A 21,358-nucleotide genomic window follows, 5' to 3' on the forward strand; every position below is an offset into this window, starting at 1 on the left:
GACGTCCTCAGGAAGGCTCGAACACGGTGTTCGACACCGTCACGCCGAAATTGCGCAGGCGGTCGATGAAGCGCGGCCGGATGCCGCTCGGGCTGTGGTGGCCGTGCACGGTGCCATCGTCGCCCAGGCCGGTCTGCTTGTAGCTGAAAATCTCCTGCATGGTGATCATCTCGCCCTCCATGCCGGTCACTTCCTGGATCGACATCACCTTGCGCTTGCCGTCGGGCAGGCGCGAGACCTGCACCACCACGCCCACAGCGGAACTGATCTGCTGGCGCATGGCCTTGGTGGGCAGGTTGGCGGCGGCCATGCTGATCATGTTTTCCAGGCGGGTGAGCGCGTCGCGCGGCGTGTTGGCGTGGATGGTCGCCATCGAGCCTTCGTGGCCGGTGTTCATCGCGCCCAGCATGTCGAGCGCTTCGGCGCCGCGCACCTCGCCGAGGATGATGCGGTCGGGACGCATGCGCAGCGCATTGCGCACCAGCGCGCGCTGGGTCACTTCGCCCTTGCCCTCGATATTCGGTGGCCGGGTTTCCAGCCGCACCACGTGCGGCTGTTGCAGTTGCAGCTCGGCCGCATCTTCCACCGTGACGATGCGCTCGGTCTGGCCGATGAAGCCGGAGATCACGTTGAGCATGGTGGTCTTGCCGGAGCCGGTACCGCCCGAGATCAGGATGTTGATTTTGGCGCGGCCCAGGCCTTGCAGCACCTCGGCCATGTCGGCCGTCATCGAACCGTAGGCCACCAGGTCGGCCAGGCGCAGCGGGTCGGCAGAAAAGCGCCGGATCGACACGATCGGACCGTCGATCGCCAGCGGCGGAATGATGGCGTTCACGCGCGAGCCGTCGGGCAGGCGGGCATCGACCATCGGACTCGATTCGTCGATGCGGCGGCCCACGCGCGAGACGATCTTGTCGATGATCTTCATCAGGTGGGCGCTGTCGGTAAAGGTGACGTCGGTCAGCTCCAGCTTGCCGCGCCGCTCGACGTAAATCTGGCGGTGGGTATTGACCAGGATGTCGGAGACGGTGGGGTCTTCCAGCAGCGGCTCCAGCGGGCCAAAGCCGAGCATCTCGTTCTGGATGTCGCGCGTGAGATTCTTGCGCTCGGCGTCGTTGATCACCACCGCTTCTTCTTCCAGCAGCCGTTCGACCAGCGTGCGCAACTCGAGCTTGATCTGGTCCTGGGTCAGGCGCTGGATGCTTTCCAGGTCCACCCGGTCGAGCAGGGTCTGGTGCAGCCGGTGCTTGAGGTCCTGGTAGGCGCGGTTGTCGATGCCGGTCACGCGCTGGGCCACCACGCGGGTGGTGCCGGTTTCGAGCCGCTCGCGCAGCGAGATAGGGGTGTTCATGGTGGCTCCTTATTCCTTGCGGCCGCGCAGCTTGTCGATCCAGCTGGCCGGTTTGACGGCAGCCGCTTCGCCACTGAGGCTGCGCGCGAATTCTTCCAGGGCTTTACTCAGTGGACTGACAGGCGCCAGCTTCATCACCGGCACGCCCTGGTTGACCGAGGCGGCAGCGGCATCGTAGTGGTTGGGAATGGTCTGCATCTGGTCGGTGTCGAACGCGGCCTCGAGGTCTTTCAAACGTATCTCTCCGCCCTTGTCGTGGCGGTTGACGATCAGCTGGATTTTCTCTTTCGCGTATTCGAGCGAACGGAATACCGTCAGCAGGCGCTTGCTGTCACGGATGTACGGCAAGGTGGTTTGCAGGATCGGGAAAATCAGGTCGGCGTGGTCGAGCGCGCGGATGGTTACCGCGTCCAGGCTGCGGCCGACGTCGAGGATGATGAAGTCGTACTGCTGGCGCGCCAGCTTGATGATGGCGTCGATATGATCGGGCTTGACGTCGCTGGTGTGGGCCGGGTCGGACGGCGCCGCCAGCACGCCGTAGTTGGGCAGGATGCTCAGCATGCTCGAGGCCAGGAACGACGGATCGAGCCGGTGGATCTGGCTGGCCACGTCCGACAGGGTGGCCAGCGGCTTGTGGTCGGAGACGAACAGCGAGGCATCGCCGAACTGCAGATTCATGTCGATCAGCGCGACCCGCTTGGCGCCGCTGGCGGCCAGCGCGTAGCCAAGGTTAGTTGCCAAAAACGTGGCGCCGCTGCCGCCCTTGCAGGAAATGAACGCCAGCACCTTGCCGCTGGCGTGGTGGCGCCGGCCCAGCTTTTCGGCGATACGGTCGAGCACCGGGTACAGCGTGGCGGACGTGACCGGGACCGGCAGCACTTCGCGCACGCCGGCGCGCATGGCGTGCAGCAGGAACTCGGACGAACTCTCGCTGCTCAGGGCGATGAAGGCCATGGCCGGATGCAGGCCGCTGAGGCGTTCGACCTGTACCAGGTCGCCGTCCTCGACCGAAGGCTGGTCGATGATCAGCACGTCGGGCAGCTGTTCGTCGGCCATGCCGGCCAGCCGTATCAGGCCGCCCGACAGCAGGTCCACTTCGTCGCCAGTCGGGCGCGCGCGCAGCAGGCGGCCCAGGTCCAGCAGGTGGCGTTCATCCTTGGAAATGACGGCGATTTTCAATGGTTGTCCTTGGCGTTGGTTCAGCGCGTGCCCGAGCTGGCGCCCGTGCCCGTGGTCAGCGAACTGCCCTGGGCTTCCGGCGTGCGGTACGACTTCTGATAGTTTTCATAGACCGACTCGGCGGCCTTGCCGTCCATGCCGTTGACCGGCGAGCGGTTGGCGCCGGCCTGCGGGTTCAGCGTCTGCTGCGCCAGTGCCTGCTGCACGCTGGCGCCGAACTGGCGGTCCAGCCGGGGCGACTGCGCGCAGCCGCCAAGCAGCAGCGTGGCGCAGAGCGTAGCGTAAAAAAGTATGCGGGCCATGCGGTCTCCTATTTGACGTCGAAGCCGGCAGCGGCGGGTTTCGGTTCAGCCGGTGCCGGTGCCGGTGCAGGCGCAGGCGCGCGGCCTTCCAGCTTGCCCATGCCGAAAAAGTCGAGACGGTTCGGCGGCACGTAGTCGTCGGTCGGCAGCTTGGGGTTTGGCGCCAGCGGGCGCGCCAGGTGCGGCGTGACGATGAATACCAGCTCGGTGCGGTCGCTCTGGAAATCGCTGCTGCGAAACAGCGCACCGAGGATCGGAATCTCGCCCAGGCCCGGGAAGGCCTTGATGCTGGTGGTGACGTTATTCTTGATCAGGCCACCGATGGCGAAACTCTGGCCGTCGTACAGCTGCACCGTGGTGCTGGCGCGGCGCGTGGTAAACGCCGGCAGGATGGCGGTGGCAGTGCTGCCGGTGGCGCTGATGCCGATGCCTTCGCGGTTGATCTCGGAGACCTCGGGCGCCACGCGCAGGTTGATGCGGCCGCCTTCGAGCACGGTGGGCGTGAATTTGACGGCCACGCCGTATTCCTTTTCCTCGAGCGTGATGCGGGTGGAGCCGCCGGAGCCGTCCTGCGCCACCGGGATGTAGATCTTGCCGCCAGCCAGGAAGCTGGCCTCCTGGCCGCTGATCGCCAGCAAGGTCGGCTCGGCCAGGATCTTGACCAGGCCATCGCGTTTCTGGGCGTCGAGCGTGGCGAAGTTGCCGTTCCTGCCGTTGAATGCATCGAGCTTGCCGCTGTTGCCGGTCAGCAGATTCGACAGCAGGCTGTAGGTCCAGTTGCCGGCGGTGCCGGCCACGCCGATGCTCGCGCCCAGCTGGTCCACCAGGCTTTTCGACACTTCGGCAATTTTCACTTCCAGCATCACCTGCTGCGGCGCCGCCACCGACAGCATGTTGACCACGCGGCTGGCGGCACTGCCGACGGCGCTGCCGCCCACCAGCAGGCTGGCGCCGGAATCTACCGCCGTCAACGGTGCGCCGGCAGTGCCGGGGCCGCCGTTGCCGGCGTTGTTGGCTGTACCCGCACCGGCACCGGCACCAGCCTGGACCGGCGCCTGGCTCATGGCGCCGCGCGCGCCGCGTTGCAGGTAGGCGGTGGCGACTGCCACCACCTGGCCGGCGCGGATGGTGTCGGCCACGCTGCCCGACAGGATCAGGGCATTGCCGGAGACGGTGACCACGATGTCGCGCTCGGTCGGGAACAGCGCGGCGAACTGCTGGCGCAAGGGCGCCGCGTCGATGCCCACGCTGATGTCGATGATGGTGGCCTGGTTGGCCTTGTTCCACAGGATCAGGTTGGTGGTGCCGGTGGCCTTGCCCAGCATGTACACCTCGCTGGGATTGATCAGGATGACGTCGGCCACGCGCGCATCGCCCACCGCCAGCCGCGCCGCCGGGTAGGGCAGGTGCATCAGCGTCGATTTGCCTTCGGACAGCTCGATCTGCTGCGCCATCTGCACGCTGCTGGCGTTGCCGGCCGGGGTGCCTGCCAGGCCCGGGGGCGTGGTGGCAATTGCGGCAGAGGCAGCGGGAGCGGCGGTAGCAGGCGCCTTGGCCTTGCCCTGCGCGTGGGCCACGGTTGCCGCAAGCGGCATTGCTGCCAGTGCGGCCAGCACGGCCAGCGTCATCATTGCAGCGGGCGCCGGCTTGGCAGTCATGCTAAAAACGGTCATCGATGGCATCCTTGTGCGTGGTTGAGCGAAGCGTAGCGCGGACATCAGAATTGCTGGATGCTGCGGTCGAGGCCCTTGATCACTTCCACCTTGTCGCCGTGCGGCGTGGCCGGGCGTGGCGCCGGCGCTGGTGCTGGGGCTTGTGTTGGCGCCGCTGCCGTGGCCTTGGCCACCGACTGCTGCGGCTGCGGGCGATTGCGGCCCAGCAGTGCGGCGCGCGCGCCGTCGGGGTCGAGCAGGGTGTCCTTGGTGGCGCCGGCGGTGTCGGCGGTCTTGGGATCGATCTGGTTGCGCAGCACCAGCGACAGCGTGCCCACGCTGCGCGCCAGGTCGAGCTTTTCCACCTGGTCCGGCGTCAGCTCCAGCGTGACGGCGTTGACCACCTTGGGCTTGGTGTCGTCGCGGTTCGATTCCTGCGCCACGGCCAGCACCAGTATCCGTTCCAGCACGATCTTGGAAATCGCCTGTTCGCGTGCGCGGTCGTTACCGAAGTCGCCGCGCGCTTCTTCCTGGGTGTTGACCAGGATGTCGACGAAATTGCCGGGCAGGGCGAAGCCGGCCACGCCGACCACGTCATTGACGCGCACCGTCATTGCGCGCTTGCCTTGCGCCACCACGGCCGACAGGCCGCCGGTGGTGCCGGCCGGCGCCAGCTTGCTTTCCATGATGGGTTCGCCGTGTTCGATGGCGCTGCGCGAGACACGGTTGTCGAGCTGCTTGATGTCGGTAATGGCGCCGGGCGGCATGGCGTTGCCGGGCCACTCGATCAGGTTGAGCATCTCGGGCGTGATGCGCGCGCCCATCGGAATATCGACCAGCGCCACCGCCACCTTCTTGTTGCCGGCGGCGCCCTGGTCGTTGATCCACTGCGCCGCCACCACCACCGCCACCAGCGCCAGTACCAGCGCAACGGCAATCATCACCAGGGCCCGTGTATTTCTCATGAATTCGCTTTCATCGGATTGAACGGCGCGCCGCTGTCACGGCGCTCCCGGTCGGCAGCGCCGGCGCCGGGTTGTTGCTGATGCTGTTGCTGGACTGCGGCCATGCGGCGCACGCCGGCGCCGGCGAAATAGTTATGCCAGGCCCAGTCGAGCGCGGCGCGCGTCATCACTGGCGGCGCTGATTCGTAGCGGGCCAGGTCCAGCAGTTGTCGTATCAGGTCGCGTGGATAGCATGCGAGGAGTGGCACATCTTCGCGGCGGTGTTTTTCCTGGAGCAGGTAGTGGTAGGTGTCGGGATCGAAGTCGAGGTCCGCTTGCTGACAGACTTGACGGAAAATGCGTTCATATTCAGCCTCTGTTTGCGGCGGCACTTCGATCTTGTAACCGAGGCGGCGCAGGAAAGCGCCATCGGACAAGCGCTCGGGTAAGAAGTTCGATGAGAATACCACGACTACATCAAACGGAACTTCGAAAACGTGGCCTGTATGCAACGAAAGATAGTCGATTCCACGATCCATCGGCACGATCCAGCGGTTCATCAGTTCCAGCGGCGAGCAGCGCTGCCGACCGAGGTCGTCGATGATGAAGATGCCGTTATTGGCTTTCAAATGGGGAGGCGCTTGGTACAGGCGCGTATTGGGATCGAAGCGCAGGTCGAGCATTTCCAGCGTCAGTTCGCCGCCGGTCAGGGTGGCCGGGCGCTGCACGCCGCGCACCCAGCGCAGGTCGATGCTGCGCAGCTTGTCGATGGCGGCGTGGTCCGCTGGCTCCTGGTTTTCGTGGCTGGCGCGGTGCTGTACCGGATCGTAAAACGGCACCACTTCGCCGTCGATCATGATGGCGTAGGGCAGGGCGATATCGCCGTGCAGCAGGCCGCGCAGGCGTTCGGCAAGATAGGTCTTGCCGCTGCCGGCCAGGCCGTGGATGAAGATCGCACGGCCCGAGTTCATGGCCGCACCCAGCTGGTCGAGCACGTGCTGGTTGACGACGATGTCGTCGAACACGCGCGTGACATCGGCGCGCGTGACATGCAGGTCAGCCACGCTTTGCAGCGCCACCTGGCGCCGGTAGTCGGCCAGCGTGACCGGCGCCGGACCGGCATAGGCATTGCGCGCCAGGCACTGCTGCGCGCGTTCGCGACCGAGTTCGGTCAGATGATATGCAAGGTCGGCGTCGGTGCCGCTGACGCCCCGGCGCGTGACTTCGCACAGTTTTTCCGTGCGCATGAAAGCGATGAGCGGATCGATCACGCCCACTGCCAGCTTGATGTGGCCCGCCAGTTCCGGCAGCTTGAGCTGGCCGCGCTGGGCCAGCACCTTGATCAGCAATTCGACCAGGAACAGGAACGGCAAACCGGTCTCGTCCACCGTGCGCGGCGCGCGCATGAAGGCTGGCGCCATCGCCGTGGCGTCGAGGGCGGCAGGCCCGCTCACGCGAACAGGCTCGCGCCGTTGAGCGCAGCGTAGACCAGGTAGGGCGCGGCCCCGGCCGCAATCGCAATCGCGTACGGCAGCTTGCCGCTGGGTGCGGCCGGCGCTTCGATTGCCGCCGACTGGCCGTTGAGGGCGCCGAACACGCTATGGGTGACCAGGTGCATGGAGTTGCCGAGCATGCGCTTAAGCGTGCCCAGGTACAGCGACACCACCAGCGCCAGCATGCCTCCAGCGAGCAAGGTGCAGGCGGCGATGCCGATCACCGCGCCGGGACCGACAAAGGCGCCGATCATGGCCAGCAGTTTTACATCACCGGCGCCCAGCGCACGCAGCGCATACATGGGCAACAGCAGCGCCAGCCCGGTTGCCACGCCTGCCAGCGACCACAGCAGACCAATGCTGCCGAACGGCGCCAGGAACAGGCCGTCACCTTCGGGCAGCACCGCCTGCAAGGCGAAAGCGAGGACCAGGCCCACCAGCACCAGCACGTTGGGAATGCGGCGGCTGCGCACGTCCTGCCAGACAGCGCCAGCGAGCAACAGCGACAACACGATGAAGGGCAACCATTTCATGGCCAGGGCTCGTCTCGGTGAGGAAATAAAAAAATGCCCGGCCGGTGTGAACCGTACCGGACATCCGGGGTAGAGCAGTTGCTTAGGCGGTGGCGGTAACGACTTTGCCGAACAGCGTCTGGATCTGGGTGCCCAGGGTTTTGACGGCGGTCAGGCCAACCACGGCGACCAGTGCGGCGATCATGGCGTATTCGATAGCGGTAACACCGGATTCGTCGTTGAAGAAGTTTTTGATGGCGTTCATGATGTTTTCCTTGAAAAATTATTCGTTAAGTATCAGGTGGAGCGTGTGCGATGCTGCAGTGATCAGGCGGTCGCGGTAACGACTTTGCCGAACAGCGTCTGGATCTGGGTGCCCAGGGTTTTCACGGCGGTCAGGCCGACCACGGCGACCAGCGCGGCGATCATGGCGTATTCGATAGCGGTGACACCGGATTCGTCGGCGATGAAGTTTTTGATGGCGTTCATGTTGGTTTCCTTGAGTGGGTTAATGTTGCCTGCCCTGGTGGGCTTCAGCTACTTAACAACACCTGAGCTGATGTAATGAATTATAGAGACGCGCCTTTCCCGCCACATCGGACAATGCTCCTGAAATGACTGTGACAAAGCGGTGGATTTGACCGTGACATTTGTCACGGTGGGGGAAAGGGGGAGCGCTTAACAAAGCCTGCAGGGCAAGGCGCGGCGAGGCGTTGCAACGCAGCCATGGAGGTTTTGTTGAGCGCTCTGTCAGCCCAGGCGGTTCTTGGTGGCGTAGACATAGAGCTCGAGCCGGTTGGCGACGTCGAGCTTCTGGTAGATCGAGGTGAGGTAGTTGCGCAGCGTGGGTTCGGCGATGAACAGCTGCTGGGCCAGGTCCTTGTTGGCGGCGCCGTTGCTGTGCACGACCGCCTGGACGATCTTGCGCTCCTTGAGCGTGAGCGAGGCGATCTTCTCCGCTTCGAGATTGCGGTAGTCGGCGGCAGCCGGGTTGATGAAGGCGCCCAGCATGGCCGACATCATGGTTTGCGACATCCACATCTCGCCGCCGTGGACCTTGCGCACGGCCGCCAGCACCACTTCGGCGTCGGCATCCTTGCCCACCACGCCGCGCGCGCCCAGCCGCATGGCCTGGCCCAGCAGGGCCTCGTCGCGGTTGCCGGACAGGATCAGCACGCGCGCGGCGCGTCCCGTCAGCAGGTCGGGCAGGATTTCAAGCGAGCTGCGCCCGCCCAGGTCGAGGTCGAGCAGCACGATGTCGGGCCGGGTGCGCGCCGCCTCGACCAGGGCCTGGTCGGGGTCGCCAGCGGTGGCCACCAGCTCCATCTCGGGCGCGGTACCCTCGATCAGCTTGCGCAAGCCCCAGAGCAGGGTGGCGTGGTCATCGACCAGCATCACGCGGATCGGTGCGGCGGGACTACTCACTGTGGTTCCTTTCTTACAAGGGAATGCTGACCCGGACCCGGGTGGTGCCGTCGGGATGCGTGATCTCGATTCCGCCACCGAGCGCGGCCGCCCGCTCGGCAATCGAACCAGGCAGGAATGCACCCGGCGTACCGTCCGGGTTCTCGTTGTCGATATCGATCTGCAGGCAACGGCTGACAGTCGCTAGTGTAACCGCACCGACCCGCGCACGTGTGTGCTTGCGGATATTGCTCATGCCTTCGTTAACAATCTGGAACACTTCCGCCGCCAGGCGATCGCTGATATCGACTTCGGGCACGATGCGCAGTTCGATGTCCAGACCATAGAATTCGCGGATTTGCCGTGCCTGGCGGCGCAGCGCGGTCATCAGCTCCGGTTCGCCGCTGCCGTCGTTCTTGCGCACGTTGCGGGCAAAGTTGCGCATGTCGCCGATCACTTCGCCGCTCATCGCGATCAGCTTGTCGAGGTCGTCGAGCAGCGGGTTGTCCGGGGTGGCGCCGTGGCGCATGGCGGACAAGGCGTGGCGCAGGCCGATGTACGGCTGAATCGTGGTGTCGTGCAGGTCGCGGGCGATTTTCTGGCGCTCGCGGAAGGCCGCCTCCGAGGCCATGCTGTCGAGCAGTGCGATATTTTCGATCACGGGAAAGGCCTGGCCCACCACCTGCGCCAGGAAGGCGGCGTCGCTGCGGTTGAAGCGGCGGCTGGCCGAGACCACGTAGATACGCCCGGCGCCGCGGCGCAGGGGCAGCGGCGCGCTGATGAACGAGCAGGCCTCGAACAGGTCGGCCAGCTGTTCACAAGGCGCGGCGTCGATGGTCTCCCACCGGCCGTCGCTGGCGCGCGAACGCGCTTCGCCGCTCCACGGCAGGCGCGCATCGAGCGGCTGGTTGTACAGCACCTTGTGGCCGGCCGGGAAACCCAGCAGCGGCGCAGCAGCCGCATCGGACATGCGCGCCACGGTGGCGGCGCGGCCCGCGTGCTGCGCGCTGACCGAGCGCAGCAGCCAGTTGGCGTCGTCGTCCTCGCGCATCAGGAGGATGCAGGTGCTGGCCTGGTAAAAGGCGCGGGTTTCCTCAAGCAGCGACGTCAGCGTTTGCGCCACGCCGAAGCGCGGATTGAACATCCGGCTCACGTGGCGCAGCAGGCCCAGCCGGCGGCGCTGGACGATGCCCATCTCGCCCCAGTAGGCGATCATGTAGCCGAGCACCAGCACGAAGGTGATGCGCAACAGCAGGTGAGCCAGGTCGGTATCGGGATTGACGGTCAGCGCGGCGACGGCCAGCACGGCGGCCGAGGCCAGCGACATGCGTGCGCCTTCCTCGAAGCCCCACTGGAACGACGTGGTCAGGATCACGAAGAAGAAAAACGGCACGAAGAAGCTGTTGTTGCCGCCGCTGAAATACACCATCAGCGCATACCAGCCCAGGTCCAGCCAGTACACCGTCCTGCCATGCCAGAACGGGTTGCGGTGCAGGCGCGCGGCCAGGTAGAGCATTGCGCTGTGGATCGCGTAAGCGGAGAAGATCACCGCGCCAAGCCCGGACTTGAAGTCGAGGTCGGCAGGTGCGATGTACAGCGTCAGCAATGCGGAAATGGCCAGCACCAGGCGCATGCCGAACACCATGGTCGCGCTGGTGGCGTCGGCAGCCGGGTCTGCCGTGCTGGAGCCTTTCGCTGGCTTGCTGGTTGTTACCACCGTGTCTCCCGGCTGTTAAGCAGTGTTGCATTGTACAAAAAAATACGTGACTTCAATAAGCTAAGCTGTTGTTTATTCACGCATCTTATCAGGCGGGAAATGTCAAATGGTCACAAGGTACGGTATCGTCATGGCGTGAGCTTGCCCGGATAATTACGCAACAAAAACATTAAATTGCTACCTGAAATATTTTGACCGGGCTACAATGCGGCCATCGGCACCCTCGATCCGTCGCCGATATCCCCGGGCCGCCCAAGCACAGCGCCATAGCAAGCATGCAACCGCCACAGTTGCTTTTTCACCCAGAAGATGACATGACAGCTTTTCGTTCGACAGACCGATTGCGCCAGTGCGTTCCTGCGCGCGTGGGGCAACGCCAGGGCGGCGCCACCGTGGTCGAAATGGCGCTGGTGATGCCGGTATTTTTGCTGCTGCTGGTCGGCGTGATCGAGCTGAGCCTGATGTTTTTCGCCAACCTCACCATGCAGTACGCGGTGCGCGAAGGCGGCCGCTACGCCATTACCGGCCTGTCCGACGCCGACCCCAATGTCTCCAACCAGCAACGCTATCAGGCCATCCTGGCGCGCATGAAAACCAGCTCGGTCGGCATGTACGCCAAGACGTCGCCGGTGATCACCACCAACAACGTCACCTATACCGACAGCAGCTCGTACAACGCCGCCATGTTCGGCCAGGCCGGCGACATCCTGGTGATCAAGCTCGACTGTTCGTGGCCGCTGGCCACGCCGTTGCTCAAGCCGTTCTTCAAGGACGGCAAATACCGGTTCACGGTGGCAGTCACCATGCTCAACGAAAATTATGCGGGGGTGAACTGATGCTGTCCGATTGCAAAGGCTGGCGCCAGCAGCGCGGCATCGCCGCCCTCGAATTCGCCTTATTGCTGCCGCTGCTGGTGTTCCTGATCATGGCGGTGACCGACTTCGCCCGTGGCCTGCAAGCGAGTTCCGTGCTGATCAACCTGAGCCGCGAGTCTGCCAACCTGGCCGCGCGCAGCAAGCTGCAACTGACCGACAACAGCCAGGCCATCATGCGCGCAGTGGCGGCCTCGGCGCCGCCATTGGACATGAATGCGCGCGGCATGCTCTACATCACCAAGCTGATGGGCTACAAGGACAGTTCCGGCGCCATCACCACCGTGGTGCTGGAACAGTACCGCTGGGACGACAGCGTCAACCGGCTTGGCTTCCGCGTGAGCGGCTATGCGCCGCCCAGCCGCCTGTGGAGCTGCCCCAGCTGGAACAGCACCACCGGCGCCTGCAACAACATCGCCACCGGCGCTGCCGCGCCGCGCATTGCGCTGATGAGCGGCGTGCTGTTCGAGGGCGAAATCATTTACGCAGCCGAGAGCTTTTATAAATTTAATGTGTTGTTCGGCAATGTTTCGCTGGGCCCGCTGACCGTGCCGAGTTTCGGCACCAATCTCTATTCGATGACGGTGTTCTGATATGGGTTATAAACGTTCCAGGCAACAGGGCAGCGTGGTGGTCATGATGGCGCTGTCGATGGCGGTGCTGGTGGCCGCGGTGGGCCTGGTGGTCGATACCGGCGTCACCTACATGGTGCGCGACAAGCTCAACGCGGCCACCGACGCCGCCAGCCTGGCGGCCGCGCGCGCGGTCTCGCAGGGCAAGGACGAAGCCACCCAGCGCGCCAATGCGCAGGCGGCGGCGATCCGCTTTTTCAATGCCAATTACCCGACCAACTACATGGGCTCCACAGCCAAGCTCAACGCCCCGAGCGTGGTGTTCAACAACGGCATGGTGACGGTGTCGGTGAGCGCCAGCGCGACGCTGCCGGTCTCGTTCCTGGGCTTGCTGGGCGTGTCGCCGCTGACGCCGGCCGTGGCCTCGCAGGCGGTACGCAAGGATCTCGACATGGCGGTGGTGCTCGATACCTCGGGCTCGCTTTACAACCAGGGCAACAACGTGATCGCCTCGGCCAAGACCTTTCTCAACCAGTTCAACGCCGACCAGGACCGCGTGGGGCTGATCCATTTTTCGTACGGCGCGGTGATCGATGATCCGATCCGGCCGGTGGCGCGCGGCTTCGACCGCGCCTCGATGGTCAGGCACATCAACGACTTCGACTTCAGCGGCTCCACGGCCTCGCCGGAAGGCATGTTCTGGGCGCGCCAGCAGCTCAACAGCGTACCGACCTCCAATAACAATCGCTCCAACCTGCGCGTGATCGTATTCTTCTCGGACGGTGCGCCGAACTCGTTTGCCAGCTACCTGACCTGGAAAACCCCGACCGATTGCACCAAGGCCGGCGTGATCACCACCGACGACGACAGTTCCGGCACCCCGGGCGGCATGTACCGCACCGACGTCCAGTCCGCCGTGCTGACCGAGCAGCGATGCAATCCCAACTACGCCTATGGTTACGACCGCTACGGCCGCTACTACTACGACCTCGACGACAAGGCCAGCACCTTGCCCGACTGGTACAACGGCCACAATCTTGAGAGCAAGCCCAACGATATCAATGCGCGCGAGTTCGCGGTGGTGACCGATACGCCGCGCAAGGTCACCAATGCCGTCACCTTCACCAACATCAATCGCGCCGCGCGCAACATCGTCGAAGCGATGGCGCGCAAGTCGCAGGACGAGGGGATTTACGTGTTTACGCTGGGACTCGGCGCGGCGCTCAAGTCGGGCACCGGCGTGGACGGGGAGAAGGGCGAAGACACCCTCAAGTGCATGGCCAATTCGACCGACGCCCCGGCGCGCTGCTTCAACGCAGCCAAGCCCGTCGGTCTGTACTGTTACGCTGCTACCACCAGTGACCTCACCCCCTGTTTTTCCAAGTTGGCGTCGGCCATCATGCGCATCTCCCGCTAGCGCTTGATACTGTAGTGGCTGGTTAGCGGGTGGTGCTGGCTACTGGCGGGGCTGCCAGCGGGGCCGGTGCTGCCGGGGCGGCAGGTGCTGCCGGGGGCATCGGGGCAGGTGGCTTGTGGCCGTACGATACCAATTCCCAGCCGTCGCGGTTGACGGTGCGGCCTTGCCAGTCGGTGTCGCGGTAGTCGAGCTTGACGAAGTTGTTGATCTCGGGGACGAACCACACGGTTTCCACCAGGTTGCCGTTGCCGCTGTCGGGGCCGGTATCCTTGCCGCGATATTCAGCTTCCACGATCACCTTGAGCGCGTGGAATTCGCCGGCCGGTACCTTCACTTTTTCCCAGTCCACCACCTTGCCACGGATGGCGTAGCGCCACTGCTTGCCGAGCTTGGTATTGTCGGCCACGGCTTCGCTGCTCCATTCCTTGCCGGGCGCCAGCGGGAAGGCGTAGCGCGCGAACGACGGCGCGAAGTGCATGCTGCCGCGGTCGATCGGATTCATGTCTGCGCTGAACAATTGCTTGCCGATCGGCGCGGTGTTGCCCGGCCGATGGATGTCCACGTGCACGCCGGCGTTATCGATGGCCGACACTTCTAGGCGGCTGATATTGCCTTTGACGCCGTTGCGGGCGTCGGTGTACTGGTAGGTCCAGTTGTCGCCGAGGGCGGGGGTGGGTGCGGTAGCGGGCGGGGGCTGCTCGGCGGCCAGGGCGGACGCGCCGGTGAAGGTGAAGGACAAGCTGAGTGCCAGGGGCAGGCAGCGGCGGGCAAGGCGAGTTTGGTACATTTCGTCTCCTTCTCGTTATATTTGCGATGTCAACATTATCACAACGATTCCGGAGTGCACGACTTCTGTCCAAATAGTCCCGGGTTTGCCCCGCTTTGTTGCGTAAACCTTGATTGCAAGCTGAAACTACGAATGTGCCCGCATCACATCAAAATGATGTCGTACTGCTCCTGGTGATACGCCGTCTCCACCTGCAGCGAAATCTTCTTGCCGATAAAATCGCCCAGCATCGCCAGGTGCTGCGACTCTTCTTCGAGGAACATATCGACCACCTCCTGCGACGCCAGGATGCGGAATTCGCGCGGGTTGAACTGCTTGGCTTCGCGCAGCAGTTCGCGCAGGATTTCGTAGCAGATGGTGCGCGAGGTTTTGACTTGTCCCTTGCCGCTGCACGCCGGGCACGGTTCGCACAGGATGTGGGCCAGCGACTCGCGGGTGCGCTTGCGCGTCATTTCCACCAGGCCCAGCGCCGAGAAGTTCGATACCGACACCTTGGTGCGGTCGCGTGACAGCGCCTTTTTCAATTCCGACAGCACGGCCGCGCGGTGCTCGGTGTTGTCCATGTCGATGAAGTCGAGGATGATGATGCCGCCCAGGTTGCGCAGGCGCAGCTGGCGGGCGATCGCGTGCGCCGCTTCCAGGTTGGTCTTGAAAATCGTGTCGGCGAAATTGCGGCCACCGACAAAACCGCCGGTGTTGACGTCGATGGTGGTCATCGCCTCGGTCTGGTCGACGATCAGGTAGCCGCCGGACTTGAGGTCCACGCGGCGGCCCAGCGCGCGCAGGATTTCTTCTTCCACGCCGTACAGGTCGAACAGCGGGCGCTCACCCGTGTAGTGCTGCAAGCGCGGCAGCACGCCGGGCGTGTAGGCTTGGCCGAATTCCTGCAGCATCAGGTGGTTCTCGCGCGAGTCCACCTGGATGGTGGCGGTGTGTTCGTGGACGAAGTCGCGCAGCACGCGCTGGGCCAGGCTCAAGTCCTGGTGCAGCAGCGTGGTGGCGGGCAGGGTGCGCGCGCCGTGCGTGATCGCGCCCCAGGTCTTGCGCAGGTACTCGACGTCGGCGGCGATGTCGGCGTCGGACGCGTCCTCGGCCTGGGTGCGGACGATGTAACCGCCTTTTTCGTCGGCAGGCAGCAGCTTTTGCAGGCGCGTGCGCAGCGCTTCGCGCTCGGACTCTTTTTCGATCTTTTGCGAGATGCCGATGTGGTTATCCTGCGGCAGGTACACCAGCATGCGGCCGGCGATGGAAATTTGCGTGGACAGCCGCGCGCCCTTGGTGCCGATCGGGTCCTTGATCACTTGTACCGTCAGCACCTGGCCGTCGAACAGGATTTTTTCGATCGGGGTAGGGACCACGCTGGCGGAACTGGCGGGGGCATCGTGCGGACGCGCTTCCCAGATGTCGGCCACGTGCAGGAACGCTGCGCGTTCCAGGCCGATGTCGACGAACGCCGACTGCATGCCGGGCAGTACCCGCACCACCTTGCCGGAATAGACATTGCCCGCCAGGCCGCGCGTGAGCGTGCGCTCGATGTGCAGTTCCTGCACTGCGCCCTGCAATATCAGGGCGACACGGGTCTCTTGCGGGGTGATGTTGATCAGGATGTCTTCGTTCATGTGTCTCCGCGGGTTGCGCTGGCTATTTGAACGCCGATCATACACGCCCATCTGGGCGCCCGCTAGGGCAGCGGCAAACCCGCCTGGCGCAGCAGTTGCGCGGTTTCGTACAGGGGCAGGCCCATGATGCCGGAGTGGCTGCCGGCGATGTGTTCGATGAATTGCGCGGCCGGGCCCTGGATGCCGTAGCCGCCGGCCTTGTCGTACGGTTCGGAGCTGGCGCAGTAGGCGGCAATCGCCTCGGGCGTGAGCACGCCGAAGCGCACTTCCGACACCTGCGTTACCTGGTCCTGGAAGCCGGCGCTGCACACCGCAATGGACGTGAGCACCTGGTGGGTGCGGCCCGACAGCTGTTCGAGCATGGCGGCCGCTTCCTGGGCGTTGGCGGGCTTGCCGAGAATGTGGCCGTCGATGGTGACGGTGGTGTCGGCGGTGAGCACGGGGCGCGGCGTCAGGTGGCGGCGTTTGACCAGGTTGTGCGCGAACACGGCCTTTTCCAGCGCCACGCGCGCCACGTAGTCGAGTGGCGCTTCGCCGGGCAGCACTGCTTCGGTGACGTCGGCGCCGCGCGGGCCGTCGGCGCGCAGCAGCAGCAGTTCGAAGTCGATGCCGATCTGGCGCAGCAGTTCGCGCCGGCGCGGACTCTTGGAGGCGAGGTAGATTTTTTTATCAGCCGGTTTGGTGGCCATGGTCACACCCGGTGGTAGGGATGGTTTTGCGTGATGGTCCAGGCGCGATACAGCTGCTCGGCGAGCAGCACGCGCACCATGCCGTGGGGGAGGGTCATGCTGGAGATGCGGATCAGGCCCTCGGCCCGCGCCTTGAGCGCGGGATCGAGGCCGTCGGCGCCGCCGATCAGGAAGGCCGTGTCGCGGCCATCCTGCTGCCATGCTTCGAGCTGCTGCGACAAACCCACCGAGGTGAGGTCCTTGCCGCGTTCGTCGAGCGCGATGATACGCACCGACTTCGGCAAGGCCGCTTCGATGCGTTCGCGCTCGAGCGCCATCGCGGTGGCGGCGGTCTTGCTGCCCGAACGTTCGACCGGCTTGATTTCCTTGAGCACGATCTTCAGTTCAGGCGGCATGCGCTTGACGTATTCGGCATAGCCGTTTTCGATCCAGGCCGGCATTTTGTGGCCGACCGCAGCGATGATCAGCTGCATACGGCGTTATTCCGCTGCTGGTTTCTTGATGCGCTTGATGACGGTCTTGGCCGGCGCTTCTTCGGCTTTCGGCTTGACGGCGCGTGGCTTCGGCGTGGCTTTCAACGCTTTCACGGCAGCGACGGTAGCTTTCGGCTGGGCGACCTTGATCTTCTTGCCGGCCGGGACGGCTGCCGGCTTGGCGGCTTTCTTCTCGCCGGTAGCGGAGGCTTTAGCAGCAGCAGGCTTGCGCGCAGGCGTCTTCTTCTCGACCACAGGCGACGCATCGACCGCTTTTTTGCCGGCGGCCAGGTGGCTGCTGACTTTCTTCGGTGCTGCCTCGTCGGCTTCGGCGGTACCCTTGCGCTTGGCGGCGCCCAGTTTCACCGGCTTGTCGCCCCAGATTTCTTCCAGGCGGTAGTAGGCGCGGATCGGCGCCTGCATGATGTGGACGATCATGTCGCCCAGGTCGACCAGCACCCATTCACCGGTGTCCTCGCCTTCCATGCCGTAGACGTCGCCGCCGGCGGCTTTGACCTTGTCGCGTACCGAAGCGGCCAGCGCCTTGGTCTGGCGGTTGGAAGTACCGGAGGCGATGGCGATGCGGTCGAACAGGCTGGTCAGGTGAACGGTGTCGAACACCGTGATGTCTTGTGCCTTGACGTCTTCGAGGGCGTCAACGACGAGGGCTTGCAGTTTTTTGATGTCCATTAGCTTCTGTATAAATTATGTTGTTCAATATAGTCTAGCACTAGCGGCGGGATAAGCGAATTTGCCTGCTCCCCCCGTTGTAATGCCGCACGTATCTGAGTGGCGGAAATATCCACCGCGAAGTCTTGTGCCAGATACGTCAGACCGTGCGGCGTGTTGCGGATGTTGTCGGGCGTTCCCAGTCGGCTGGAAAACGCTTCGGCGACGGCGGCTGGTAGCCCTGCGCCGTCAATACTGAAACCTGGTCGCGCGGCCACGCAGATATGGGCGTGGTCGAACAGCGCGTGCCATTGGTGCCAGGTGTCGAGCCGCTGCAACTGGTCGGCTCCCATCAGAAAAGTAATCGAGGCCTGCGGGCCCAGTTCTGCGCGCACGGCGCGCAGGGTGTCGATGGTGTAGGTCGGCTGGCCCAGTGCGGACCGCTCGATTTCCTGCAGGTCCACCACCACCGGGAACGGCTGTCCTGCAAACGCCAGCGTCACCATCTCGGCGCGCTGTTCGGGCGTGGCCTTGAGCGTGGATTTTTGCCACGGCAAACCGGCAGGCACCACGCGTAAGTGGTCCACTTGCAGCAACAGCGCGAAATGCGCGCCAAGTGCTACATGGCCCAAGTGAACCGGATCGTAGCTGCCGCCCAGCAGAGCGATCCGCTGTGCGTGCGGCCCGGTCACGCAGCGAGCCAGTCGCGATGCGGCAGGAAGTCGGTGTACAGCGCCGCCTCGGGCGTGCCGTCGGCCGGCTCCCAGCGATAGCGCCACTTGACCACCGGCGGCATCGACATCAGGATCGCCTCGGTACGGCCACCGGACTGCAGGCCGAACAGGGTGCCGCGGTCGAACACCAGGTTGAACTCCACGTACCGGCCGCGCCGGTACGCCTGGAAGTCGCGTTCGCGTTCGCCGTACGGCGTATCCTTGCGGCGTTCGAGCAGCGGCAGGTAGGCTGCCAGGAAGGCGTCGCCCACGCTGCGCTCCATGGCGAAGCATTCGTCGAAACTGCCTTCGTTGACATCGTCAAAGAAGATGCCGCCCACGCCGCGCGCTTCCTGGCGGTGCTTCAGGTAAAAATACTCGTCGCACCATTTCTTGAAGCGCGCATGCAGGTCGGCGCCAAAAGGCGCCAGCGCATCGTGGCAGGTCTGGTGGAAGTGTTTGGCGTCTTCCACGAAGCCGTAGTACGGCGTCAAATCCATGCCGCCGCCAAACCACCATACGGGCTCGCCTTCGGCGGTGGTGGTGCTGAAAAAGCGCACATTCATGTGCACGGTCGGTGCATACGGATTGCGCGGATGGATCACCAGCGACACGCCCATCGCCTGCCACGGCTGGCCGCCCAGGTGCGGACGCAGGGCGCTGGCCGAGGGCGGCAGCTTGGAACCCATCACGTGCGAAAAATTCACGCCGCCGCGCTCGATCACCGGACCGTCTTCCACCAGGCGCGAAATGCCGCCACCACCTTCGGGCCGGTCCCATGCGTCGCGCAGGAACGGCGTGCCGTCCACCGTCTCGAGCGCGGCAACGATGCGCTCCTGCAGGTCGAGCAGCCAGGCCTTGACGGCGGCGGTGTCGGGTGCGTCGGCGAGTATGGCAGACATATCAGTGCTTCAGGCCGCGCCAGCCGATGTCGCGGCGGCACTGCATGCCGTCAAACGAGATCTGGTCCACCACGTCGTACGCCTGGCGCTGCGCCAGCTTGACGCTGTCGCCCAGGCCCACGGAACACAGCACGCGGCCACCGGTGACCAACAGCTGGTTACCGCCGTTGTTACCTTCGCCACCCAACGCAGTACCGGCGTGGAAGGTGACCGACTCCGGCGTTTCGGCCGGAATTGCGCTGATCACGGCGCCTTTCACAGGCGCATCCGGGTAGCCGGCAGCGGCGAGCACCACGCCCACGGCGGTGCGGCGGTCCCATTCCAGTTCTACCTGGTTCAGGGTGCCGTTGACGGCATGTTCCATCACGGAGAGCAGGTCGGTTTTCAGGCGCGCCATGATCGGCTGGGTTTCCGGGTCGCCCATGCGGCAGTTGAATTCCAGCGTGCGCGGATTGCCTTCGGCGTCGATCATCAGGCCGGCGTAGAGGAAGCCGGTAAACACGATGCCGTCGCGGGTCATGCCGGCAATCGTCGGGTTGATGATCTCGCGCATCACGCGTGCATGCATGGCAGGGGTGACGATCGGCGCAGGGGAGTAGGCGCCCATGCCGCCCGTGTTCGGGCCTTCGTCGTGATCTTTCAGGCGCTTGTGGTCCTGGCTGGTGGCCAGCGGCAGCACGTTTTTACCGTCGCACATGACGATGAAGCTCGCTTCTTCGCCGGCCAGGAATTCTTCGATGACGATGCGCGCGCCGGCGTCGCCGAAGCGGTTATCAGCCAGCATGTCGTCCACGGCGCGGTGCGCTTCTTCGAGCGACAGGGCCACGACCACGCCTTTGCCGGCAGCCAGGCCGTCGGCCTTGATGACGATCGGCGCGCCGTTGGCGTCGATGTAGGCGTGCGCCTGCGCCAGGTCCGAGAAGGTCTGGTACTTGGCAGTCGGGATGCCGTGGCGCTGCATGAACGCCTTGGCGAAGTCTTTCGAGGACTCGAGCTGCGCCGCTTCCTTGGTAGGGCCGAAGATCTTCAGGCCACGGGCGCGGAACAGGTTGACGATGCCGCCGGCCAGCGGGGTTTCCGGGCCGACCACGGTGAGGCCGATGTGCTCTTTTTCGACGAAGTTGGCCAGCTCGTGCAGGTCGGTGATGTTGACATTGACCAGGCGCGAGTCGTGCGCGGTGCCGCCGTTACCGGGGGCCACGTACACCATCTGGATGCGTTCGGACTGCGCCAGTTTCCAGGCCAGCGCGTGCTCACGGCCACCGGAGCCGACTACCAAAATTTTCATAAGTCCTCAGTCTTCAATCAGTGCGTTGGAATACACTTCCTGCACGTCGTCCAGGTTTTCCAGGGCGTCGAGCAGCTTTTGCATCTTGAGCGCATCGTCGCCGGTGAATACCGTCTCGGTGGCAGGCTTCATGATGATTTCGGCCACTTCGGCCTTGAACCCGGCCGCTTCCAGCGCGTCTTTCACGCCGGCGAAGTCGTGCGGGCCGCACAGCACTTCGATACCGCCTTCGTCGTCGGTGAGCACGTCTTCGGCGCCGGCTTCCAGCGCCGCTTCCATCAGCGCATCTTCATTGGTGCCCGGTGCGAACAGGAATTGGCCGCAGTGCTTGAACATGAACGAGACCGAGTTCTCGGTGCCCATGTTGCCGCCGTTCTTGTTGAACGCGTGGCGTACTTCCGCCACCGTGCGCACGCGGTTGTCGGTCATGCAGTCAACGATGATGGCGGCGCCGCCGATGCCGTAGCCTTCGTAGCGGACTTCTTCGTAGCTGGCGCCGTCTTCGCCGCCGGTGCCGCGCGTGATCGCGCGTTGCACGTTATCTTTCGGCATATTGGCGTCGGCCGCCTTGTCGATGGCCAGGCGCAGGCGCGGGTTGGCCGCGATGTCGCCGCCGCCCATGCGGGCGGCAACGGTGATTTCCTTGATCAAGCGCGTCCAGATCTTGCCCCGTTTTGCGTCGGTGGCAGCCTTTTTATGCTTGATATTGGCCCATTTGCTGTGTCCAGCCATGTTCGGTCGTCCTTTGGCGGTAGATTTGAGGTATCCGGTGAGGGCGGTATTCTAGCACAAGACCCCTGGCC

At 64.4% G+C, this 21,358-nt stretch carries 23 protein-coding genes; 3 read left to right on the plus strand and 20 right to left on the minus strand.

Annotation, left to right across the window (positions count from 1 at the left end; all coding sequences use genetic code 11):
• Nucleotides 1–7: 7 nt before the first annotated feature.
• The 11 genes from J2X54_RS23375 to J2X54_RS23425 form a co-directional block, all read right to left on the minus strand.
• Nucleotides 8–1,351, minus strand: a complete 1,344-nt coding sequence (locus J2X54_RS23375) for a CpaF family protein (RefSeq protein WP_310184235.1) — start codon at nt 1,349–1,351, stop codon at nt 8–10.
• Nucleotides 1,352–1,360: 9 nt separating this feature from the next.
• Complete coding sequence (locus J2X54_RS23380) at nt 1,361–2,530, minus strand: AAA family ATPase (protein WP_070246045.1); 1,170 nt, start codon at nt 2,528–2,530, stop codon at nt 1,361–1,363.
• 20 nt (nt 2,531–2,550) lie between these two features.
• Nucleotides 2,551–2,832 (minus strand): hypothetical protein, encoded by a 282-nt coding sequence (locus J2X54_RS23385; RefSeq protein ID WP_070246044.1) that lies wholly within the window; start codon nt 2,830–2,832, stop codon nt 2,551–2,553.
• A gap of 8 nt (nt 2,833–2,840) precedes the next feature.
• Nucleotides 2,841–4,505: a type II and III secretion system protein family protein gene (locus J2X54_RS23390; protein WP_310184236.1), complete on the minus strand. Its 1,665-nt coding sequence runs from the start codon at nt 4,503–4,505 to the stop codon at nt 2,841–2,843.
• A 44-nt stretch (nt 4,506–4,549) separates the two neighbouring features.
• Nucleotides 4,550–5,449, minus strand: coding sequence for a Flp pilus assembly protein CpaB (gene cpaB / locus J2X54_RS23395; protein ID WP_070246042.1), 900 nt, complete (start codon nt 5,447–5,449; stop codon nt 4,550–4,552).
• Entirely contained in the window at nt 5,446–6,882 is a 1,437-nt protein-coding gene (locus J2X54_RS23400) for an ATP-binding protein (protein ID WP_310184237.1), read from the minus strand. Before J2X54_RS23400 ends, cpaB begins: the two co-directional genes overlap by 4 nt.
• Nucleotides 6,879–7,454: a prepilin peptidase gene (locus J2X54_RS23405; RefSeq protein ID WP_070246041.1), complete on the minus strand. Its 576-nt coding sequence runs from the start codon at nt 7,452–7,454 to the stop codon at nt 6,879–6,881. The genes J2X54_RS23400 and J2X54_RS23405 overlap by 4 nt, the downstream gene beginning before the upstream one ends.
• Before the next feature lie 82 nt (nt 7,455–7,536).
• Entirely contained in the window at nt 7,537–7,698 is a 162-nt protein-coding gene (locus J2X54_RS23410) for a Flp family type IVb pilin (RefSeq protein WP_310184238.1), read from the minus strand.
• A gap of 62 nt (nt 7,699–7,760) precedes the next feature.
• Nucleotides 7,761–7,922, minus strand: a complete 162-nt coding sequence (locus J2X54_RS23415) for a Flp family type IVb pilin (protein WP_019924821.1) — start codon at nt 7,920–7,922, stop codon at nt 7,761–7,763.
• A 261-nt stretch (nt 7,923–8,183) separates the two neighbouring features.
• Nucleotides 8,184–8,858 carry a response regulator transcription factor gene (locus tag J2X54_RS23420; RefSeq protein WP_229255209.1) on the minus strand — a complete coding sequence of 225 codons (675 nt, stop codon included), beginning with the start codon at nt 8,856–8,858 and terminating at the stop codon, nt 8,184–8,186.
• A 13-nt stretch (nt 8,859–8,871) separates the two neighbouring features.
• Complete coding sequence (locus J2X54_RS23425; RefSeq protein WP_310184239.1) at nt 8,872–10,554, minus strand: histidine kinase; 1,683 nt, start codon at nt 10,552–10,554, stop codon at nt 8,872–8,874.
• A gap of 314 nt (nt 10,555–10,868) precedes the next feature.
• Here J2X54_RS23425 and J2X54_RS23430 point away from each other — a divergent pair, with 314 nt between their 5' ends.
• From J2X54_RS23430 to J2X54_RS23440, 3 genes are read left to right on the plus strand one after another with little or no spacing between them, the layout of a single operon-like run.
• Nucleotides 10,869–11,390 carry a TadE family protein gene (locus J2X54_RS23430; RefSeq protein ID WP_070246037.1) on the plus strand — a complete coding sequence of 174 codons (522 nt, stop codon included), beginning with the start codon at nt 10,869–10,871 and terminating at the stop codon, nt 11,388–11,390.
• Entirely contained in the window at nt 11,390–12,019 is a 630-nt protein-coding gene (locus tag J2X54_RS23435) for a TadE/TadG family type IV pilus assembly protein (RefSeq protein WP_070246036.1), read from the plus strand. Before J2X54_RS23430 ends, J2X54_RS23435 begins: the two co-directional genes overlap by 1 nt.
• Before the next feature lies 1 nt (nt 12,020).
• A complete protein-coding gene (locus J2X54_RS23440; protein WP_310184240.1) occupies nt 12,021–13,415 on the plus strand; it encodes a VWA domain-containing protein in 1,395 nt (464 codons plus the stop codon).
• Nucleotides 13,416–13,437: 22 nt separating this feature from the next.
• Here J2X54_RS23440 and J2X54_RS23445 read toward each other — a convergent pair whose 3' ends face one another.
• From J2X54_RS23445 to J2X54_RS23485, 9 genes are all read right to left on the minus strand, one after another.
• On the minus strand, nt 13,438–14,202 hold the full coding sequence (locus J2X54_RS23445; RefSeq protein WP_310184241.1) for a hypothetical protein: 765 nt from the start codon (nt 14,200–14,202) through the stop codon (nt 13,438–13,440).
• 143 nt (nt 14,203–14,345) lie between these two features.
• A complete protein-coding gene (gene rng / locus J2X54_RS23450) occupies nt 14,346–15,821 on the minus strand; it encodes a ribonuclease G (RefSeq protein ID WP_310184242.1) in 1,476 nt (491 codons plus the stop codon).
• Nucleotides 15,822–15,883: 62 nt separating this feature from the next.
• Nucleotides 15,884–16,510 carry a Maf family protein gene (locus J2X54_RS23455; protein WP_310184243.1) on the minus strand — a complete coding sequence of 209 codons (627 nt, stop codon included), beginning with the start codon at nt 16,508–16,510 and terminating at the stop codon, nt 15,884–15,886.
• Nucleotides 16,511–16,512: 2 nt separating this feature from the next.
• On the minus strand, nt 16,513–16,983 hold the full coding sequence (gene rlmH / locus J2X54_RS23460) for a 23S rRNA (pseudouridine(1915)-N(3))-methyltransferase RlmH (protein ID WP_070246028.1): 471 nt from the start codon (nt 16,981–16,983) through the stop codon (nt 16,513–16,515).
• A 6-nt stretch (nt 16,984–16,989) separates the two neighbouring features.
• Entirely contained in the window at nt 16,990–17,673 is a 684-nt protein-coding gene (gene rsfS, locus J2X54_RS23465) for a ribosome silencing factor (RefSeq protein WP_310184244.1), read from the minus strand.
• Nucleotides 17,673–18,344: a nicotinate-nucleotide adenylyltransferase gene (gene nadD, locus J2X54_RS23470; protein WP_310184245.1), complete on the minus strand. Its 672-nt coding sequence runs from the start codon at nt 18,342–18,344 to the stop codon at nt 17,673–17,675. Before nadD ends, rsfS begins: the two co-directional genes overlap by 1 nt.
• On the minus strand, nt 18,341–19,267 hold the full coding sequence (gene hemF, locus J2X54_RS23475; protein WP_310184246.1) for an oxygen-dependent coproporphyrinogen oxidase: 927 nt from the start codon (nt 19,265–19,267) through the stop codon (nt 18,341–18,343). Before hemF ends, nadD begins: the two co-directional genes overlap by 4 nt.
• Nucleotide 19,268: 1 nt before the next feature.
• Nucleotides 19,269–20,555: a phosphoribosylamine--glycine ligase gene (gene purD, locus J2X54_RS23480; protein ID WP_310184247.1), complete on the minus strand. Its 1,287-nt coding sequence runs from the start codon at nt 20,553–20,555 to the stop codon at nt 19,269–19,271.
• 6 nt (nt 20,556–20,561) lie between these two features.
• Nucleotides 20,562–21,287, minus strand: a complete 726-nt coding sequence (locus tag J2X54_RS23485; RefSeq protein WP_070246033.1) for a YebC/PmpR family DNA-binding transcriptional regulator — start codon at nt 21,285–21,287, stop codon at nt 20,562–20,564.
• Nucleotides 21,288–21,358 lie beyond the last annotated feature (71 nt).

The organism is Duganella sp. 3397 (assembly GCF_031456625.1).
GTDB lineage: Bacteria > Pseudomonadota > Gammaproteobacteria > Burkholderiales > Burkholderiaceae_D > Rugamonas > Rugamonas phyllosphaerae.

Excerpts from the sequence above, each read along its gene's own strand:
- J2X54_RS23375 (WP_310184235.1), bottom strand. The coding sequence starts at position 1,351 with ATGAACACCCCTATCTCGCTGCGCGAGCGGCTCGAAACCGGCACCACC.
- J2X54_RS23385 (WP_070246044.1), bottom strand. The coding sequence starts at position 2,832 with ATGGCCCGCATACTTTTTTACGCTACGCTCTGCGCCACGCTGCTGCTT.
- J2X54_RS23390 (WP_310184236.1), bottom strand. The coding sequence starts at position 4,505 with ATGACCGTTTTTAGCATGACTGCCAAGCCGGCGCCCGCTGCAATGATG.
- cpaB (WP_070246042.1), bottom strand. The coding sequence starts at position 5,449 with ATGAGAAATACACGGGCCCTGGTGATGATTGCCGTTGCGCTGGTACTG.
- J2X54_RS23405 (WP_070246041.1), bottom strand. The coding sequence starts at position 7,454 with ATGAAATGGTTGCCCTTCATCGTGTTGTCGCTGTTGCTCGCTGGCGCT.
- J2X54_RS23410 (WP_310184238.1), bottom strand. The coding sequence starts at position 7,698 with ATGAACGCCATCAAAAACTTCTTCAACGACGAATCCGGTGTTACCGCT.
- J2X54_RS23415 (WP_019924821.1), bottom strand. The coding sequence starts at position 7,922 with ATGAACGCCATCAAAAACTTCATCGCCGACGAATCCGGTGTCACCGCT.
- J2X54_RS23430 (WP_070246037.1), top strand. The coding sequence starts at position 10,869 with ATGACAGCTTTTCGTTCGACAGACCGATTGCGCCAGTGCGTTCCTGCG.
- J2X54_RS23435 (WP_070246036.1), top strand. The coding sequence starts at position 11,390 with ATGCTGTCCGATTGCAAAGGCTGGCGCCAGCAGCGCGGCATCGCCGCC.
- J2X54_RS23440 (WP_310184240.1), top strand. The coding sequence starts at position 12,021 with ATGGGTTATAAACGTTCCAGGCAACAGGGCAGCGTGGTGGTCATGATG.
- J2X54_RS23445 (WP_310184241.1), bottom strand. The coding sequence starts at position 14,202 with ATGTACCAAACTCGCCTTGCCCGCCGCTGCCTGCCCCTGGCACTCAGC.
- rng (WP_310184242.1), bottom strand. The coding sequence starts at position 15,821 with ATGAACGAAGACATCCTGATCAACATCACCCCGCAAGAGACCCGTGTC.
- J2X54_RS23455 (WP_310184243.1), bottom strand. The coding sequence starts at position 16,510 with ATGGCCACCAAACCGGCTGATAAAAAAATCTACCTCGCCTCCAAGAGT.
- rlmH (WP_070246028.1), bottom strand. The coding sequence starts at position 16,983 with ATGCAGCTGATCATCGCTGCGGTCGGCCACAAAATGCCGGCCTGGATC.
- rsfS (WP_310184244.1), bottom strand. The coding sequence starts at position 17,673 with ATGGACATCAAAAAACTGCAAGCCCTCGTCGTTGACGCCCTCGAAGAC.
- hemF (WP_310184246.1), bottom strand. The coding sequence starts at position 19,267 with ATGTCTGCCATACTCGCCGACGCACCCGACACCGCCGCCGTCAAGGCC.
- purD (WP_310184247.1), bottom strand. The coding sequence starts at position 20,555 with ATGAAAATTTTGGTAGTCGGCTCCGGTGGCCGTGAGCACGCGCTGGCC.
- J2X54_RS23485 (WP_070246033.1), bottom strand. The coding sequence starts at position 21,287 with ATGGCTGGACACAGCAAATGGGCCAATATCAAGCATAAAAAGGCTGCC.